This window comes from Shewanella rhizosphaerae, assembly GCF_019457655.1.
Taxonomy (GTDB): domain Bacteria; phylum Pseudomonadota; class Gammaproteobacteria; order Enterobacterales; family Shewanellaceae; genus Shewanella; species Shewanella loihica.
The window spans coordinates 3,435,211-3,451,007 of record NZ_CP080420.1 but is presented as its reverse complement, the minus strand read 5'-3'; the positions used below and the strand labels follow the sequence as shown (position 1 = coordinate 3,451,007).

At 54.6% G+C, this 15,797-nt stretch carries 16 protein-coding genes; 3 read left to right on the top strand and 13 right to left on the bottom strand.

All coding sequences use genetic code 11. The annotated features are described in order from the left end of the window. Nucleotides 1-6: 6 nt before the first annotated feature. From K0I63_RS15015 to K0I63_RS14995, 5 genes are all read right to left on the bottom strand, one after another. On the bottom strand, nt 7-1,446 hold the full coding sequence (locus K0I63_RS15015) for a methyl-accepting chemotaxis protein (protein WP_220081548.1): 1,440 nt from the start codon (nt 1,444-1,446) through the stop codon (nt 7-9). A 143-nt stretch (nt 1,447-1,589) separates the two neighbouring features. Further along, on the bottom strand, nt 1,590-2,252 hold the full coding sequence (locus tag K0I63_RS15010; RefSeq protein ID WP_258406887.1) for a phosphatase PAP2 family protein: 663 nt from the start codon (nt 2,250-2,252) through the stop codon (nt 1,590-1,592). Nucleotides 2,253-2,510: 258 nt separating this feature from the next. Further along, nucleotides 2,511-4,502, bottom strand: a complete 1,992-nt coding sequence (locus K0I63_RS15005; protein ID WP_220081546.1) for a flavohemoglobin expression-modulating QEGLA motif protein — start codon at nt 4,500-4,502, stop codon at nt 2,511-2,513. Beyond that, nucleotides 4,489-5,523 carry a glutathione synthase gene (gene gshB / locus K0I63_RS15000; RefSeq protein WP_011866696.1) on the bottom strand — a complete coding sequence of 345 codons (1,035 nt, stop codon included), beginning with the start codon at nt 5,521-5,523 and terminating at the stop codon, nt 4,489-4,491. The genes K0I63_RS15005 and gshB overlap by 14 nt, the downstream gene beginning before the upstream one ends. A gap of 3 nt (nt 5,524-5,526) precedes the next feature. Next, nucleotides 5,527-5,886, bottom strand: coding sequence for a MaoP family protein (locus tag K0I63_RS14995; protein ID WP_011866695.1), 360 nt, complete (start codon nt 5,884-5,886; stop codon nt 5,527-5,529). A gap of 152 nt (nt 5,887-6,038) precedes the next feature. Here K0I63_RS14995 and K0I63_RS14990 point away from each other — a divergent pair, with 152 nt between their 5' ends. Continuing rightward, nucleotides 6,039-6,923, top strand: a complete 885-nt coding sequence (locus tag K0I63_RS14990) for a LysR family transcriptional regulator (protein WP_011866694.1) — start codon at nt 6,039-6,041, stop codon at nt 6,921-6,923. Between the two features lie 43 nt (nt 6,924-6,966). Here K0I63_RS14990 and K0I63_RS14985 read toward each other — a convergent pair whose 3' ends face one another. The 4 genes from K0I63_RS14985 to K0I63_RS14970 all read right to left on the bottom strand — a co-directional run bounded on the left by K0I63_RS14985 (nt 6,967) and on the right by K0I63_RS14970 (nt 10,071). Further along, entirely contained in the window at nt 6,967-7,083 is a 117-nt protein-coding gene (locus K0I63_RS14985; RefSeq protein ID WP_150099973.1) for a MetS family NSS transporter small subunit, read from the bottom strand. After that, nucleotides 7,080-8,591, bottom strand: a complete 1,512-nt coding sequence (locus K0I63_RS14980) for a sodium-dependent transporter (protein ID WP_220081545.1) — start codon at nt 8,589-8,591, stop codon at nt 7,080-7,082. The genes K0I63_RS14985 and K0I63_RS14980 overlap by 4 nt, the downstream gene beginning before the upstream one ends. A gap of 182 nt (nt 8,592-8,773) precedes the next feature. Beyond that, complete coding sequence (locus K0I63_RS14975; RefSeq protein WP_220081544.1) at nt 8,774-9,694, bottom strand: ketopantoate reductase family protein; 921 nt, start codon at nt 9,692-9,694, stop codon at nt 8,774-8,776. Then, complete coding sequence (locus K0I63_RS14970) at nt 9,691-10,071, bottom strand: VanZ family protein (RefSeq protein ID WP_220081543.1); 381 nt, start codon at nt 10,069-10,071, stop codon at nt 9,691-9,693. The genes K0I63_RS14975 and K0I63_RS14970 overlap by 4 nt, the downstream gene beginning before the upstream one ends. A 408-nt stretch (nt 10,072-10,479) precedes the next feature. On the opposite strand from K0I63_RS14970, the gene K0I63_RS14965 reads away from it, so the two are divergent. Beyond that, on the top strand, nt 10,480-10,965 hold the full coding sequence (locus tag K0I63_RS14965) for a YajQ family cyclic di-GMP-binding protein (RefSeq protein ID WP_011866690.1): 486 nt from the start codon (nt 10,480-10,482) through the stop codon (nt 10,963-10,965). Nucleotides 10,966-11,259: 294 nt separating this feature from the next. Here the strand turns inward: K0I63_RS14965 and K0I63_RS14960 are convergent, their stop codons facing one another. From K0I63_RS14960 to K0I63_RS14945, 4 genes are all read right to left on the bottom strand, one after another. After that, complete coding sequence (locus tag K0I63_RS14960) at nt 11,260-12,681, bottom strand: AmpG family muropeptide MFS transporter (RefSeq protein ID WP_220081542.1); 1,422 nt, start codon at nt 12,679-12,681, stop codon at nt 11,260-11,262. 145 nt (nt 12,682-12,826) lie between these two features. After that, complete coding sequence (locus tag K0I63_RS14955; RefSeq protein WP_011866688.1) at nt 12,827-13,159, bottom strand: hypothetical protein; 333 nt, start codon at nt 13,157-13,159, stop codon at nt 12,827-12,829. A gap of 186 nt (nt 13,160-13,345) precedes the next feature. Then, the gene (locus tag K0I63_RS14950) at nt 13,346-13,930 is read right to left on the bottom strand and encodes a peptidylprolyl isomerase (protein WP_011866687.1); all 585 of its coding nucleotides are present in this window, start codon (nt 13,928-13,930) and stop codon (nt 13,346-13,348) included. Nucleotides 13,931-13,949: 19 nt separating this feature from the next. Further along, entirely contained in the window at nt 13,950-14,516 is a 567-nt protein-coding gene (locus tag K0I63_RS14945; RefSeq protein ID WP_220081541.1) for a YajG family lipoprotein, read from the bottom strand. A 200-nt stretch (nt 14,517-14,716) separates the two neighbouring features. On the opposite strand from K0I63_RS14945, the gene K0I63_RS14940 reads away from it, so the two are divergent. After that, nucleotides 14,717-15,769, top strand: coding sequence for a DUF2804 domain-containing protein (locus tag K0I63_RS14940; protein ID WP_220081540.1), 1,053 nt, complete (start codon nt 14,717-14,719; stop codon nt 15,767-15,769). Nucleotides 15,770-15,797 lie beyond the last annotated feature (28 nt).

Below are 15,797 nucleotides of genomic sequence, written 5' to 3'. Positions count from 1 at the left end.
GCGGACTTAAGCTGTCTGGTAGCGGGCGAGGATCTTGCCCAGACTCTCGGAGGCCTGCGACAGCTGGCTGACGCCGATTGAAGATTGGTTGGCCAGCTCTTTGATCACGTTGGCCTGCTGGCGTATCTCACTCAACTCGGAGGCGATATCGTTGGCCACGGCGCTCTGCTCCTCCGAGGAGGCGGCGATCTGGAAGCTCATGTCGATAACCGATTGCGATGATTCGTTGATGGCGCTGACGTCTGTGCCTATCTCGGTGATCAGCGACTGGCTGGATTCGGCCTGCTTCACCGTGCGCTGGGTGATGTTATCTATGTTATTGGTTTCCTGCTGCAGGTTCTCGATCATCGCCTGGATCTCCACCGTGGCCGACTGAGTACGGCTGGCCAGGGTTCTCACCTCGTCGGCAACCACGGCGAAGCCGCGGCCCATCTCACCGGCGCGGGCGGCCTCGATGGCGGCGTTAAGCGCCAGCAGGTTGGTCTGCTCCGAGATGGCGTTGATTGTGGTGATCACTTCGTTGATCTTGGTGGCGTTGACCTTGAGGGTGCTGACCGAATCTGAGGTCTGCTCGATAAAGCCAGACAGCTGCTCAATATCCTTGATCGCCTTCTGCACCCGCTCATAGCTCTGACGGATAGACTGTGAGTTTTGCTCCACTTTCTCCACCGAGCTGTTGGAGATGTTGGATACTTCACCGGCGGAGGCTGTCATCTCCTCCATGGCGGTGGCAACCGAATCGAGGGATTGGTATTGCTGCTCAATCTGGCGCTCGCTCTCCTGATTCTCCGAGGCGAAGGAGCTGGCGGTGTGATGCAATGTCTCGGCATTATCTTTCACCGTGACCACAAGCTCGGTGAGTGTGTCCATGGCGTTGTCCAGTGCGCAGCCTATGGTGCCAAACTCGTCACGACCCGGGTGAAAGCCCAGGCGTGAGGTGAGGTCACCCTTGGCGATATTCTTGGTGGTGGTCCACAGCACCCAGAGGGCACCGCCGATGAAGGTGGCGTTCCAGTAGAGCAGGACGGAAAATGGCAGTAACCAGAGATAGGTGAGCAGCAGGCTGTAGAGGGCCGACTGTTTGGCGTCGCGCTCGCGGCTGGCGACATTCTGCGTCAGCGACAGGTTTTGCCCCGCGGCGCTGCGTACCACGGCGGTGACGCTGTCTTGGCTGCGGCTTGAGCTTGCCTGGCCGCTGGGCTGGATATTCAGGCTGGCAAACTTATCGGTCTGGCCGCTGGTTTCCAGGGCGCGTACCATGCCAGATAGCTCACTTTCCAGCGCCGTCATCGAGGCTTGCTCTATGGCATCTATGCTGCCTTGATAGCGGCTGACGCCGATGCAGGTGATGGCGATGAAAAACAGCGCCCCAATGACCCAAAATTTATCGTTAATAGACATCTTGATGAAGAGTTTGTCTATGGTGCGAAAATTAACTTCTCTCATGGTTTTTTTCCGTCTCGAATTAAGGCTGAGGCCTTAGACAATAGTAGAATAAAATGCGGCGACATCCTTAAAATTACGCCTTTTTTACCAATAAATACAGGATGGTTTAACGTTTTTTTTACATAGGTTGCGGCGCACCTGTCCTAGGTCAAGCTTGCCATTCGTCCCTTGAGGGAGTTGTGTAGCGTCAGCGCCAATTGGCTGGCCAACAGACCAAAGCTGGCTCCGGCCAGTAGATCCCCGAGATAGTGATAGTTGAGGCTCAACTGTCCGGCGATGACGGCAAACATGCAGGCAAGCCAGAGGGGCATCAGCTTAGGCGTGTGGCGCCAGAAGGTGAAGGCGAGGGCGAAGGTTAGCAGTGCATGGCCCGAGGGGAAGGAATCATAGGCGAGCCCCTGGGCAAAAGGATGAAACGCCTCGATACGATCGGCTACCCAGGAGGGATTATGGCCCTCGCCCAGGGTTATCCAGCTCTCAGGCCAAGTGCGGCCAAAGAGCAGTTTGGCGACCCAGCGAATCGAGAAGGCCAGCGCCAGGGTGAGCACCAACTCAATGGCGAGGGCCTGGAACTTGGCGCGAAAGCGCTCGCTGATGCAGGCGAATATGGTCAGCCCGGCGAGAAACTCCAGTAGCAAGGGGGTCTTACTCAAAAGTTTTAGCGCTGGGTGTGACAGCTGCTGGGCATGCATCAGATCCGCCAGTTGGCGATCGATAAGGTGAACCGAGATAAGCACCAGAGTAAGCAGCAGACCATAGAGGAGCAGGGCGCCCTTGGCGCTACTGGGAAATAGATGTTTTAGCATGGAATTATGCATCTTTGGGAGAAAGCACTAGCCTAAGGCAAATCCGAGTGCTTGCAAAGTTTGCCACTTCACACTCTCTTTATTTTGGGCTGGTTCTTGCTGCAATTGTTGTAGTACCTGTTCACAGTGCCTATCAGGGGATGAGAGCGGGCGATGTGAGACGTGAAAACTGAGCTTTGAGAGAGCATAGGATAAGTAAGCGTCATGACGGCAGGCATTAACCTTGCCGCCATGACGAGCGACCGAGAAAGAGTTTGCTTAGCTGCGCAGGCTCTCGATCAGGTAGTTGAGGCTAGGGCTCTCTTCTAAGTTACTGGTCGGGATGACGTTGTACTTAGGCGGCACCAGCCAGTCGCGCTGCACCAGCTCGTCGAGCAGATCCAGGTATTGCACGCTGGTCTTACCCACGAGTAGGTTGTCCAGGCTGCGGGTCTTAGACAGGTGTAACATATCCAGGAAGCCGCTCAGGTAGAGGTGGTCCTTAGTGAAGCCGCCGCCGCGATAGACGCGGGCCGTGGTTATGAAGGCTTCATCCTTGTCCATCTCCAGCTCATCGATGAGATAGCTGTAGGTGAGATAGAAGTCCTGCTCCTTGAGCATTGAGTCTACCGCCAGCACGCGCGCCGCCAGGGTGTTGAGGCGTGAGTGGGCCATGAAGCCCGCCTTAAGCTCCGCCAAAATCGCCAGGCCTTCCTGGGTATAGGTCGAGCCGGGCAGGCCCAGACGCAGCACCTTGAGCGACTGCTGCTTGGCGTTGAGCGTGGTGGCCATGTGCACTCCAAGCTCATGTTGGATCAGCCGCTGCACCTCGCTCTCGTGGAACTGGGCATGGGTGCTGATCGCCAGCTGCGCCGGATTTGAGCTGACCATGGCGCGGGCGACGATGGCACCGCTGAGGCCAATCTTACAGCGCATCTGCCACTGCTCGGCGCTCTGCTTCATCATCTCGCACACCTGATGGGCATCCAGGCTTTCCCCTCTCTCTTCGGGGATCTCCTTGGCGTACAGCAGGAACTTGGCGTTGGCGATGGCGCTCTTATCCGGGCGGCCATGATAACGCAGCGAGTTGTAGACGAAGCCTTCCTGACCGACACTGGTCAGGAGATCTATCTGCTCGCCCAGCTTGTTAACGATATCCTTGTAGAGCTGTTTGAGCGCGGGATCGGCAATATTGTCTATGGGCAGACGATAGAGGCGATACTTGAACTCGTTGGCATCGATAGGCAGCTGACGATAGGCAAAATTTGGCTTGAAACGACTCGGCGCCTTCATGAAGCGTCGACGCTCGGCCGCCAGGTTGGTCGGGTTGACATACTTTAGCGTGTCGACCTTCTGTGCCAGGCGGAACAGAGTGGCGTCTATCTCCAGCACCTCGGGCTCGATGGCGCTGCTGAGCATGTCGGCGCTACGGGTCTTGCTCTGGCGATTGAGCTTGCGCTGGAAGTAGGCACTGGTGGCGCTAAAGGCGTTCTTCAGGCCCAGCTTGAGATCGTCCAGCACTATGGGGTAGACCTCGCCGGTCAACTCATCCATGAACACCTTCTTGATCTCCGTCGGCAGCACTAAGGTGCGGTCGAAGCGGGCGTTGGTATGAGCGATCAGGTAGCCGCGGCCCTCGAAGGCCACGTCCAGCTCGGCGTCCACCTCTACGTTGGGCAGAGTGATGGTCTTGAGTTCACGCTGGAACTTGTGGACCACGCTACCCCAGCGCTCCATATCGATCTGCGAGGTGCCTATGTTAAACACGGGCGTCGCCTTCTCGATACGCTTGTAGTTGTAGGAGTGCAGGTCGAACACGATCACCATGCCGAACATGCTCTCTAACTTGGCGATCAGCGCCTCGTAGAGTCGATAGAAATCCTGGTGTTTGGCATGGCTGATGGCGCGCTGCTTGGCGCTTAGCGGCTTGCGCCACACCTGCTTCATCCAGGCGGACTTGTAATAGGTACTCAGGCTCTTAGGGCGATTGAGATCGTACTCGAAGCGTGAATCGCTGCCCGCCAGGGTAATGGGCTGCGAGGCGATCACCTCGTCGGTGAAGGGATCTTCCTCGAAGTAACGCTCCTCGGCGCTCAGCTGACATAATTTGATCAGTTCAGGGCGCAGGTTGTGCCCCGCGTGGATCGCGGTGCACACTACGGGCAGATACTCTTGGATGGTGATCACACAGCCAGAGGAGGCCAGCTGGCCTGAGAATGTCTCCCCGCGTTTAATCAGGGAGAGCATCTGGTCGAGACTATAGATTTGCATTTTCTACCGCTTGACGATATGCACTCTTACGTTGCACCAATAGCTCTTTGGAGTTGATGATGTTTTCGGCGAAATCGATCACCTGCTTCTGCAGGCGGACGCGGTTAAGCTTGTTGATACGCGTGATGCCGCCCGGGCTGAGGACGTTAACCTCGACCAGCTTGTTGCCGATCACATCCAGGCCGGTGAAGTAGAGGCCGTCGCGCACCAGCTTAGGACCGATGGCGGCGCACAGCTCACGCTCTTCGCGGGTGATTGTGTGTCTGACCACGCTTCCGCCGGCATGGACGTTAGATCTGAACTCGCCAGAGGCGGGTACGCGGCGCATGGCGCCAATAGGCTCGCCGTTGAGCATCAGGATGCGCTTGTCGCCTTCCTCGGCGCCTTCGATGTAATCTTGCAGGATCACATAGTTGCTCTGCTCGTCGGTGCCGATATAGAAGTCCAGCAACGAGCTGAAGTTTTGGCGGGCGCTCTTTTCGATCACGATAACGCCATGACCACCGAAGCCGTTGAGCGGCTTAAGGATCATCTTATCGCTTTCGCTCTCTTCCAGCACACGTTGCAGGTAGTCGCGGTTCTTCGACACGTGGGTGGCAGGAATATACTGGCTCGCCGCACCGCTCATGCTGGCTGTGTAGAGTTTGTTGTTAGCGACTCTTAACCCTTCGAGATCGTTGATGATCAGGGTGTCGCCCTTTACCGAATCCAGGAAGTTAAGCGCCAGGTTATCCAGCGGCGGATTGGCGCGCATAAAGATGCAGTCGAAGCCGGCCATGGGCAGGCGCGCCTTATGAAATTCGGCGGAGCGGTAAAAGCGGGGAATGTTGTCCGATATCTTCATCCCTTTCTTGATGATTTGACAAAACCCGTAGACGCTACTGTCACGAATGGTCAGGCCACTGGTCGTGGTGATGGCAACGGTATGACCACGCTGCGCGCACTCATGAACTAATCTCAGGGTGGTATCGGTTTCAGGATCGATACGCTCCCACGGGTACATCAAAAAACAGATGTGCATTCTTTAAGCAACCTCATCTTCTGGGGGAGATTCCACATATTCATACTGTTCAACACGCTTGTTAGTCGTGCTGTTTAGGGTGTGGAACTTTTTTGGTTCGCGGGTAAGCTTAGTGTATTTCAACCATACATGCTCAAGCTTGGTATTAGCCTTGTTGGGGTGTTTTAGTACCTTAACAAAGTGTTTTTCCTCTGCAGTTTCAGGCTCGAGATCGCCTGCTTCAAAGGCCTGCATAGTGTCGCCATATAGGCTCAACAATTCAGCTTCAGACAAGGTGAACTCTCCGGACTTACTGAAGCCGCGGGGAAAGTTTTTGTCATCAAAAAAACGCTTTTGACCAAAACGAAATGAATCTTCTGACATAACAACCTCTCACTGTGATAGCAACGCTGTAACTACAGGGTTTTTCGATCGCGAAATTATGATTTTTGTCGTTAAAAGAGAAACAAAACTTTTTTATCGTCACCATTAGGATTAGTTGTTATTCTCTCGGTGAAATTGACCGAGAGAATAAAATGGACGTCAAAGTATTTAAGACCTTTTTAGAGGTGGCCAGAACCCGGCATTTCGGCCGTGCGGCGGAGAATCTCTATATCACCCAGGCGGCCGTGAGCGCCCGTATTAAGCAGCTGGAGTCCTTCTTCGACTCCGCCCTGTTTGTGCGCAATCGCAACAGCATTCAACTCACCACCTCGGGTGAGCGTTTGGTGCCCTACGCCGAAGTGATGGTGAGCACCCTGGAGCAGGCGAAGAACGAGTTGGCGCTGACCAATCATAAGGCGTTGCAGCTGACCATGGCGGGGACGCCCAATATCTGGGATGCCTATCTGCAGCACTGTTTGAGTAAGGTGACCGATGCCTTCGGTGGCTATGGCTTCCTGGCCGAGGCGCTGAGTCGCGAGCAGCTCAACCGTAACCTGCTGGAGCGCACCCTAGACATGGCCTTCGCCTTCGACCCGCTTAAGTCGGAGGAGCTGGTGTGTAAGCAGGTGGCCGACCTTATCCTGGTATTGGTCTCGACCCGCCCCTGCGATCAGAGCGAGGCGCTGAGCGACAAGTATGTCTATGTAGATTGGGGTACACGTTTTGCCTCCGAGCACGCCGAGCGCCACTATCGTATGCCGCCACCTTATCTGCGTACCTCCACCGGGCGTATTGCGCTGGACTTTATTCTGGATAAGGCGGGGGCGGCCTATCTGCCGCTGTCTATCGTCGAGCCGTTCCTGCAATCTAAGCAGCTCTATCTAGTGGAAGGGGTGGAGCCCTGGAATCGTCCCATCTATCTATCCTACCGCAAAGACAGCGGGTCACTGGAGGCGATCATCAAGATTGAGGAGCTGGTCAAGGAGATAGACCCTCTGACCGCCTTCAGCCTGCAGCAGATAGGTCAGCTGGGCTGATCTGCTTGAACTGACTCTGGTGAAATGAGTAAGAGGAGGCCGGCTAATCGTCGGCCTCCTCTTTTTGTTTGCGCTTGATGGCGATGCCGATACACAAGGCGGCGCCGCCCCAGGTCAGCGTCAGGGCAAACAGCATCATGATAAGGGCGCTGTGACTCATGGTTTACCTCCCGGAGTTTGATCTGGATAGCCAGGCGACTTGCTGGTGAAGTTAATCAGCACCGCAAAGAAGAGCATGGTGCCCACTAGGCCCCAGCCTAAGAAGAGCTGATCGGCAATGGGGTAGTCGCCATAACCGTTGACTAAGGTGTTGTAGAGGTTCTTCGCCAATATGGTGGCCAGAATCGCCGGGCTGATGAAGCGCAGACAGACAACAAACCAGCCGCCGATCCTAAACTCCGAATTTTCATTGGCATGCTGGTGGATCACAGTCACCTTGAGCAGCCAGGTGATGATCACCAGCTCCAGCAGGCAGCTGAGCAGTAGGGCGATGTTGTTAATAAAGTAGTCCACTAGATCCAGCAGCAGCAGGCCACCATTGGTGGCAAAGGCCATGGAGACCAGATAGCCAAGGCTACACACCAGCACGGCCGCGGGCTTGCGGCGCACATGAAACTTGTCGATCACCGCACTGGTCACCGCCTCTATGATGGAGATGTGAGAGCTCAGTCCGGCAATCACCAGGGCGATGAAGAAGAGGGGCCCGAGAATATAGGGCGCCGGCATCAGGTTGATGGCCGTGGGTATGGTGACAAATGCCAGGCCTATGCCTGAACTGACCACCTCGGTCAGCGGTTTCATCTGCTCCTCTGCCATATAGCCGAGCACGCCGAATATTAAGATCCCCGCCAGAATCGAGAAGCCACAGTTGATCAGTACCGTCATGAAGGCGTTGTTGTTGATGTCCGCCTTGGTGGGCAGGTAGCTGGAGTAGGCGAGCATGATGGCGAAGCCGACGCTGAGGGTGAAGAAGATCTGGCCGTAGGCGGCGGACCAGACCTGGGCATCCAGCAGCCGGCTAAAGTCGGGCTCGAACAAATAGTTGAGCCCCGATAGGGCGCCGGGCAGAAACAGGATACGGCCGATAAGTACCAGCACCATGATAAACAGCATGGGCATCATGATCTTGTTGGCGCGCTCAATCCCCCCTTTGACGCCGGTAAAGACCGCCATAAAGGTCATCAGCCAGGCGATGCTCATGGCGATAGCTATGCCGATTTGAAACTCGCCCAAGTGAGAGGGGGAGTTGTTGCCGAGTTTAAGATAATGATTGAAGAAGAAGTCATTGGGATTGTCTCCCCAGGCCTGACTGAAAGAGAAGCCGAGATAGGAGAGGGTCCAGCCTATGATGGCCACATAATAGACGGCGATCACCGCGGCGATAAACACCTGAAACCATCCGAGCCATTCGAGTCTGAAGCCGAGGGTGTGGCCGAGCTGGGCGAAGATGCGCGGTGAGGTCTTCTTTATCTTATGGCCCAGGCTAAATTCCATGATCATAAAGGGGATACCGGCGGTGATCATGGCGAACAGGTAGGGGATGAAGAAGGCGCCGCCGCCGTTGTCATAGGCCATGTAAGGGAACCGCCAGATGTTGCCCAGGCCGATGGCCGAGCCGACCGCCGCCAAAATAAAACCTACCCTAGAGTTCCACTGCTCTCGTTTCATCGATCACCTCGAGCCTCGCGCCTTTTAAGAATAATTCTAGACGCTTATGTCGAGGTGGGGCAGAAATTGTCCTACCCCTATATGACTAGAGAGTTGGTTAGAGAGCTGACTAGAGAGCTTACTAGATAGCTGGTTAGAGAGCTGACTAGAGAGTCGGTTATTGCACCGCTTAATACTTGGAGTTAGTCGCCCCGCTCGAGGGATTTTAGCTGGTGGTAGATGGCCTGGTTGGCCGGTGTGGCTATGCCGTGCTCGGCGGCGCGGCTCAGCAGGTAGCCGGTGATCGCCTCTATTTCCGTCTGGCGGCCATGGTGGATATCCTGGTGCATGGAGGAGTAGTTGCTAGCGGTAAGCTGGATCACCTGATAGACGCGCTCGGTCAGCTGCGTTTGGTCCAGTGCTATCCCATCGGCGTTTGCCACGGTAACCACCTCCTGGACAAGCGCAAATATGGTTGGTTCGAACTCAGCACCGGCCAGCTCGCCGTTGCGGCAGTCGTTGATGGCGGTCAGTGGGTTGATGGCGATATTGATGGCGAGTTTCTGCCACAGCATGGGCAGAATCGGTTCGCACCACTCGCTGTTGTGGATCGCCCCAAGCAGCGCCCGGCGAAGATTGTCCGCAAGCCTTGGTCCCTGGGCGTGACCAACTTGTGTCAGCCCAGCACCGGTTTGTCTGATCTGCCATCTCCCCTGTTTCAGGGCGCCTTGGGAGGTGGTCCCCAGGCTAAGGCCACGACCAGCTAGATGGGGCGCCACGCTAAGGTGTGGGCCCAGGCCATTGTGCAGCAAGAGTAAGTGCGCTTCGGTCGGGAGGGCATCTAATAGTGGTAGCAGGGCCGCCTCGACCTGATAGGCCTTGACGCAGACGATCAGCAGCTCGCAGCTGGCAAGCATTGATTTGTCGATAAACTGTGCCTGGCGTGTAACTGTCTCGCCATCGAGATTGGTAAATTCCAGCATCTGGCTATCCGCGTTTGCGTCTCTACCCAGCAGCGTGGGCGAGAGTCCATAGGTTGATAGCTGGTGGAAGATCAGCTGACCTATGGCGCCTGCGCCCAGGATGACTATCTTACCCGTATGAGTTATATCACTTGTCGTCATGACTGGGTCTTAGCTCGGGTTTTACCGATCACGGCGGCTTTAATATAGCGGCGGTAGAGCCAGAGGCCGAAGTAGAACAGCAGCACACCCACCATGTCGGCGATGAAATCGGCGGTGGAGGCGCTGCGATAGGGCAGGCGAGACTGCACCAGTTCGATAAAGAGGGCATAGCCGGCCAGTATGCCTGCTAGGCTGTACCACTTAGGCTCGAAGGCGAGATGGGTCAATAGCGCCAGACAGAAGAAGCTGCCCAGATGGCCTACCTTATCCATGTGCGGGATCACTTGTGGGTAGTTAGGGCGGGAGAATACCAGGTAACTGATCACTATGATGGCAAGAAGAAGCGCTATCTTAAAAAAGGTTTTTCGAGAATTCACGGGTCGCTTAGGTTAAGTGGTTTTGCCCAATCATAGGAAAATGTCATCTTAAAGTCATTAAGAAACGCCTGTTGTAACATTAAGAATTTTTGGCGCTCACAGGCCCGAGCGGGTAAACTAGCGGGCAGATAAAGTGGTTAGGGCCTGTTGAACTTTTAAGTTTAATTTTTGTTCATTCTAAACGCGTTTTGCGCGAGGCGAGAGCTATGAAGCATAGTTACTCTATGTGAATTGCAGCACGCGTTTAGATGAACCCGTTGGGAAGCGTTTGTAGGCCATTTCTACGGCGTTATCGCCAGTTTGTGTAGGATACTACACGACACAGGCTCTACCTTGTATAAATCACCTGCAAACTGCTGCAAAAACAAACAGCAAAGATCAACAGGCCCTAAATAGAGGAAGATAAATATGCCTTCGATGGATATCGTATCGGAAGTAAACGAAGTTGAACTGCGTAACGCGGTAGACAATACGCGCCGCGAACTGGATAGCCGTTTCGATTTTCGCGGTGTCGAGAGCGAAGTCTCCTATAAAGATCATCAGGTGACCCTGTCATCTGAGTCTGATTTCCAGTGCCAGCAGATGGTCGACATGCTGCGCAATCAGCTGAGCAAGCGTAACGTGGACCCAGCCTCTATGGATGTTGCCGAGAAAGCGATTCACAGTGGCAAGACCTTCTCGCTCAAGGTGACCTTTAAAGAGGGGATCGACAGCCTGGTGGCCAAGAAGCTGGTGAAGCTGATTAAAGACAGCAAACTTAAGGTGCAGGCGGCGATTCAGGGCGACTCGATTCGAGTGACCGGCAAGAAGCGTGACGATCTTCAGGCGGTGATGGCGATTGCCCGAGAATCGGATCTGGGCCAGCCTTTCCAGTTCAATAACTTCAGAGATTAATACCAATCGTAGTAAAAAACTGATCACTCTAGCTGGTTAAAACGTCCGATAACGGTGTTATCATTTTTGATTGTAGAATAACTACTTATCAATAATTCTTCCTTGTTCTCGAACGTTTTTTCTGCGCTATTTCTGATCACTTTCTAACTGTGATTGGTATCATTCTCGCCTGCTTCAATTTAAGAAGCGTTAAGCTCTGATTAAAAAGCCCCGCCGATGAGCGGGGCTTTTTATTGCCTGTTATCGAGACGAGTGAGCTTATGGCTGCTAGTCTCTTGTTCACTAATCTCTTGGCTACTGGTCTCTCGCCTGCTGAGCATCTGGCGAGTCCAGGGACTCGGTCTGCTCGTCGCCATTGGGGTGGGGGGCGTATTTCTGTACCAAGACAATCAGCCCCAGCACAGGGAAGCCGATGACGCTGGCGGCGACGAAGAAGTTCACATAGCCGTAGGCATCGATGTATTGGCCCGAGAAGCCCGCCACAAACTTGGGAAACAGCAGCATGATGGAGGAGAGCAGGGCATACTGAGTCGCGCTGTAGCCACTGCTGGTCAGGCTGGAGAGATAAGCGATAAAGGCCGCGGTGGCGACTCCGGCGCTGAAGTTGTCGATGGAGATCACCACAGTCAATAGCTCTAGGTTGTAGCCAATCATCGCCTGATAGGCGAAGAGCAGATTGGTGATCGCCACCATGAAGGCGCCTAGGAAGAGGATCTTCATGGTGCCGTAGCGGGCCAGCAGCATGCCGCCGGCGCCAGCGCCCACCAGGGTCATGATCAGGCCGTAGACCTTACTGAGGGTGGCTATCTCCGTCTTAGAGAAGCCCATGTCCACATAGAAGACGTTGGCCATGATCCCCATGACGATATCTGAGATCCGGTAGCAGGAGATTAGCAGCAGGATCAGTATGGCGCTGCGGCCGTAACGCTTAAAGAAATCGATGAAGGGCAGTATGCTGGCGGTATAGAGCCAGGAGGCTGCGGCGGCCACGGGCCTAGGGTAGCGCTCTGATAGGCTCTGCTTCAGGTCTGATTCTATCTGGTCCGCCTCCTTAGCCTCGACCTTGGGTTCGCTGCTCAGCAGTGTGGTGAAGATACCGATAAACATCAGGCCAGCCATGACCAGGTAAGCAGTCTGCCAGGAGGCGAGATCATAGGTCTCGCTATTGGGGTCGACCCAGGCGGCTATGGTCAGGGCACCGGCGGTGGCGACAATCATGGCGCTGCGATAGCCCACCTGATAGGCGGCGGCGAGGGCGGCCTGCATCCTCTGCGGCGCCGATTCGATACGAAAGGCATCGATCACAATATCTTGGGTGGCCGAGGCAAAGGCGACCATGAGGGCGAATAGCGCCAGGCGCTCTAGGTCGGCCAAGGGGTCACTCTGGCTCATGCCTAAGATGGCGACCACCAACAGCATTTGGGCGAAGAGCATCCAGCCGCGGCGTCGTCCCAATATTTGGGTGAAAAAGGGCAGCGACATGCGATCTACCAGAGGCGACCAGGCCCACTTAAAGCCATAGGCGAGGGCTATCCAGCTGAAGTAGCCGATGGCGGTGCGATCTATGCCGGCTTCCCGCAGCCAGAAGGAGAGGGTGGAGAACACCAGCATCAAGGGGAGGCCGGCGGAGAAGCCGAGAAACAGCAGGATCAAAACCCGCTTGTGGAAATAGATGGTAAGGGCGTCTCGCAATCGGGAAACTCGGGATGCAATCAAAATAGCAGTCGGCGTTGTCAGGCTAGGTGGGGTTAGCTTAAACGCTGGCGCCGCAAATAAAAAGTGAAAAATCAGTCATGAAAAAAGCCCAGTCCCGAAAGACTGAGCTTGGCTTTTTTTCGACTTATCTTAATAAAGGTAGTCGCTATGACATTGAGCTTGGCCTGGTACCGACACAACAACTTGGGCAGGTGCCGCCGAGACTGAGAAAATCGCAGCAATCGTCTATCTGCTTTCGCAAGAACTGATTGCCCCGTATGGTCCAGTCGGGCCACCTGTCGAAGGCGTGTATCAAGTGCCAAAACACTCGCTCTATATCGGTTTGCGCATCACCCTGATGATTGAACTGTGCCCACTCTTCAAGGGTGTCCCATAAGTAAAGCTGGATCTCATTGAAATCGAGTTGATTATTTAAAAACGCTTTTCCATATTGAGCCAGCTGGGGCGCTTTATTATCGATGAACTCATTGGGTGTCATCGTCCGCCTCCTTGCTACTACAGGCCTAAGTATAGCCAGTGGATTGAACGCCAGTTGTCTGAGATAAAAAATTTAATGTTCTGATTTATGGCACTTTAATGAAAGAAACATCAATCTTGAATTAAAGTGCCATTAATTTTGAATGAATGCAAAGCCTTATGTTTATCTTAGGCCGCTAACCTTTACTTACTGTCTAGGTAACAGGGTTGCCTTCTTGAGGATGATCGGCTGCACGGGGAAGTCGGGCCAGCCCAGCTTGGTATTGATCTGCGTCTCTACTTCGGCCATGGCTTCCAGCACTTCCATCCCCTCGGTGACTTCACCGAAGACGGCATAACCCCAGCGACGCTTAGAGGGATCCAGACGCTTGTTGTCGCCGACGTTAAAGTAGAACTGGGCGGTCGCCGAGTGAGGATCGTCTTCGCGGGCCATGGCGATGGTGCCCAGGCCGTTGCTCAGGCCATTGCCCGACTCGTTAACGATAGGCTTGCCATAGGGCTTCTCTTCCAGCTTGGGATTGAGGCCGCCGCCCTGCACCACGAAGCCAGGGATGATGCGGTGAAACAGGGTGTTGTCGTAGTGGCCCTTGACCACATAGGTGAGAAAGTTATCTACCGTGATGGGGGCACGCTTACGATCCAGCTCGACCACTATATTACCCATGGTGGTTTCCAGTTTGACCTTGGGATAGATGGTGTCGCTCTGAATGTCCAGTGCCTGCGCCAGGCCGGAAAAAGCGAGTAATAGTAGGGCGCCAAGCCAGATTCTCATGTGAACTTCCTTATCTTAGTTATTGTTGGATGAACTGGTTGAGTTCGGGGTCGTTGATGATCTTCGCCGTCAGATCGCCGAGCAGATCGTTGACCGACAGCTCAAGCGTCGCAAAATCTGCGCTAAAGGGACCCGACACCAGGTTACGAGCGGTATAGCGCTTGGTAAAGGTCTTGCTTTCGTTACTGGCGATCACATTGATGATGATATCGTTGGTCGCCTGATAGCCGAAGGTAGTGTCGCTAACGTCGGTCAGCAGCTTTTCCAGTTGCAGCTGCATATGATTGACCGAGCTTGGGTCGATGCGATATCCCGCCCTGGTAAAGCCGTCGCGAAACACCTGCTCCAGCTGACGACGGGGTGACTCAGATGGGCTCACCAGCCTGGCGGCATCCCCTTCATTATTAAAGCGGGCAATAAAGTTAGCCGAGCGGGTATCTATCATCTCGATGGCGATGGGCTTGGCCGGGACCCCTTGAGATTCAATCGCAGGCAGTTGCGGATTGAGCGCCATATGGGTCGGCGTATGAGAGGCGCAGCCAAACAGCAGGCCAGCACAGGCGATGATGGGAATAAATCGTTTCATAGCGGAAAATCATGCTGTAAAAAAGGTGGCATCAGCATACCAGAATCCTCATTGGATGCCAGTGGGTGACCTGTTTGTTAAGGCTTTGTTGCTTGCCGGGGTTTTAACTTAAACCAGAAAGCGTTAGAGTAAAAATTCCACTAAAAAGCGCGGTCAAATGGCCGTCAGCCAGATAACAAAGATAAGAAAGATAACAAGCAATGAAGATGGATATTCAATCCGGCGCGGTGCAGACCCTGGGGGCGCCGGATAGCCTGATCTCAAACTCGGGCCAGGTGCAATATGGTCACTTCGATGGTCCGGTCAAATCCTTTGGCCTGGAGCACTTTCGCTATACCAATGTGATGGACAAGCCCGCCAGTCATCTCGCGCGGCATTTTCATTTCAAACAGTTCCAGTTTGTCTCTGTGGTGACGCCAAGGTATGTGATTGGGGTCGCCATCGCCGATATCCGCTACGCCGGCACAGGTTTCTGTTACCTCTATGACATCAAGGCCAATCAGCTGGTGGAAACCACCTGGCTCAAGCCTCTGGCCATGGGCTGCCAGCTGGCTGACTCACCTTGGAGTGGTCGGGCACAGCTCGCCAGCGGCAAGGGGAAGGTGACCATAGAGATAGCCGAGGGAATATGGCAGCTTAATATCGACACGGCGCAGATCAAGGCCGAGTTGGTGCTCACGCCTATGCCCCTTAGCCTGCCCATGGCCATGTGCAACCCAACAGGCTATAGCGGCTGGACCTATACCCAGAAGCACAACGGCCTCAAGGTAGGCGGCAGCCTCACCATTCATCATGAGCCACAGCCCCTCAACCGTGCCCTGGCGGGCTATGATTTTTCCGCCGGTTATATGCGCCGTGAGACCAGCTGGCGCTGGGCCAGTATTAGTGGCTATCAGGGCGATGATTTGCTCGGCCTAAACCTGGCGGCTGGGGTGAATGAGACCGGCTGCAACGAGAATGTATTTTGGGTCAACGGCGAGCGTCATCTGCTGGGGCCGGTGCATTTTGCCTTTAGCCGCGCGCCCGAATCCGCTGATGATGCCAGCTGGCAGATAAGCTCCCTGGACGGCCGGGTGGCGCTCAACTTCCGCCCGCTCAATCGCCGCCAGGAGAAGCTCAACCTCTGGCTGCTGAAGAGTAACTTCAGGCAGTACCTGGGCTATTTCGACGGCGAGATCCGCGACGGCCTGGGGCGTACTCACTACATAGATAATCTGCTTGGCTTAACCGAAGATCACTTTGCCCGCTGGTAGGGACTTTGCCCGCTGGTACGGCGTGCTT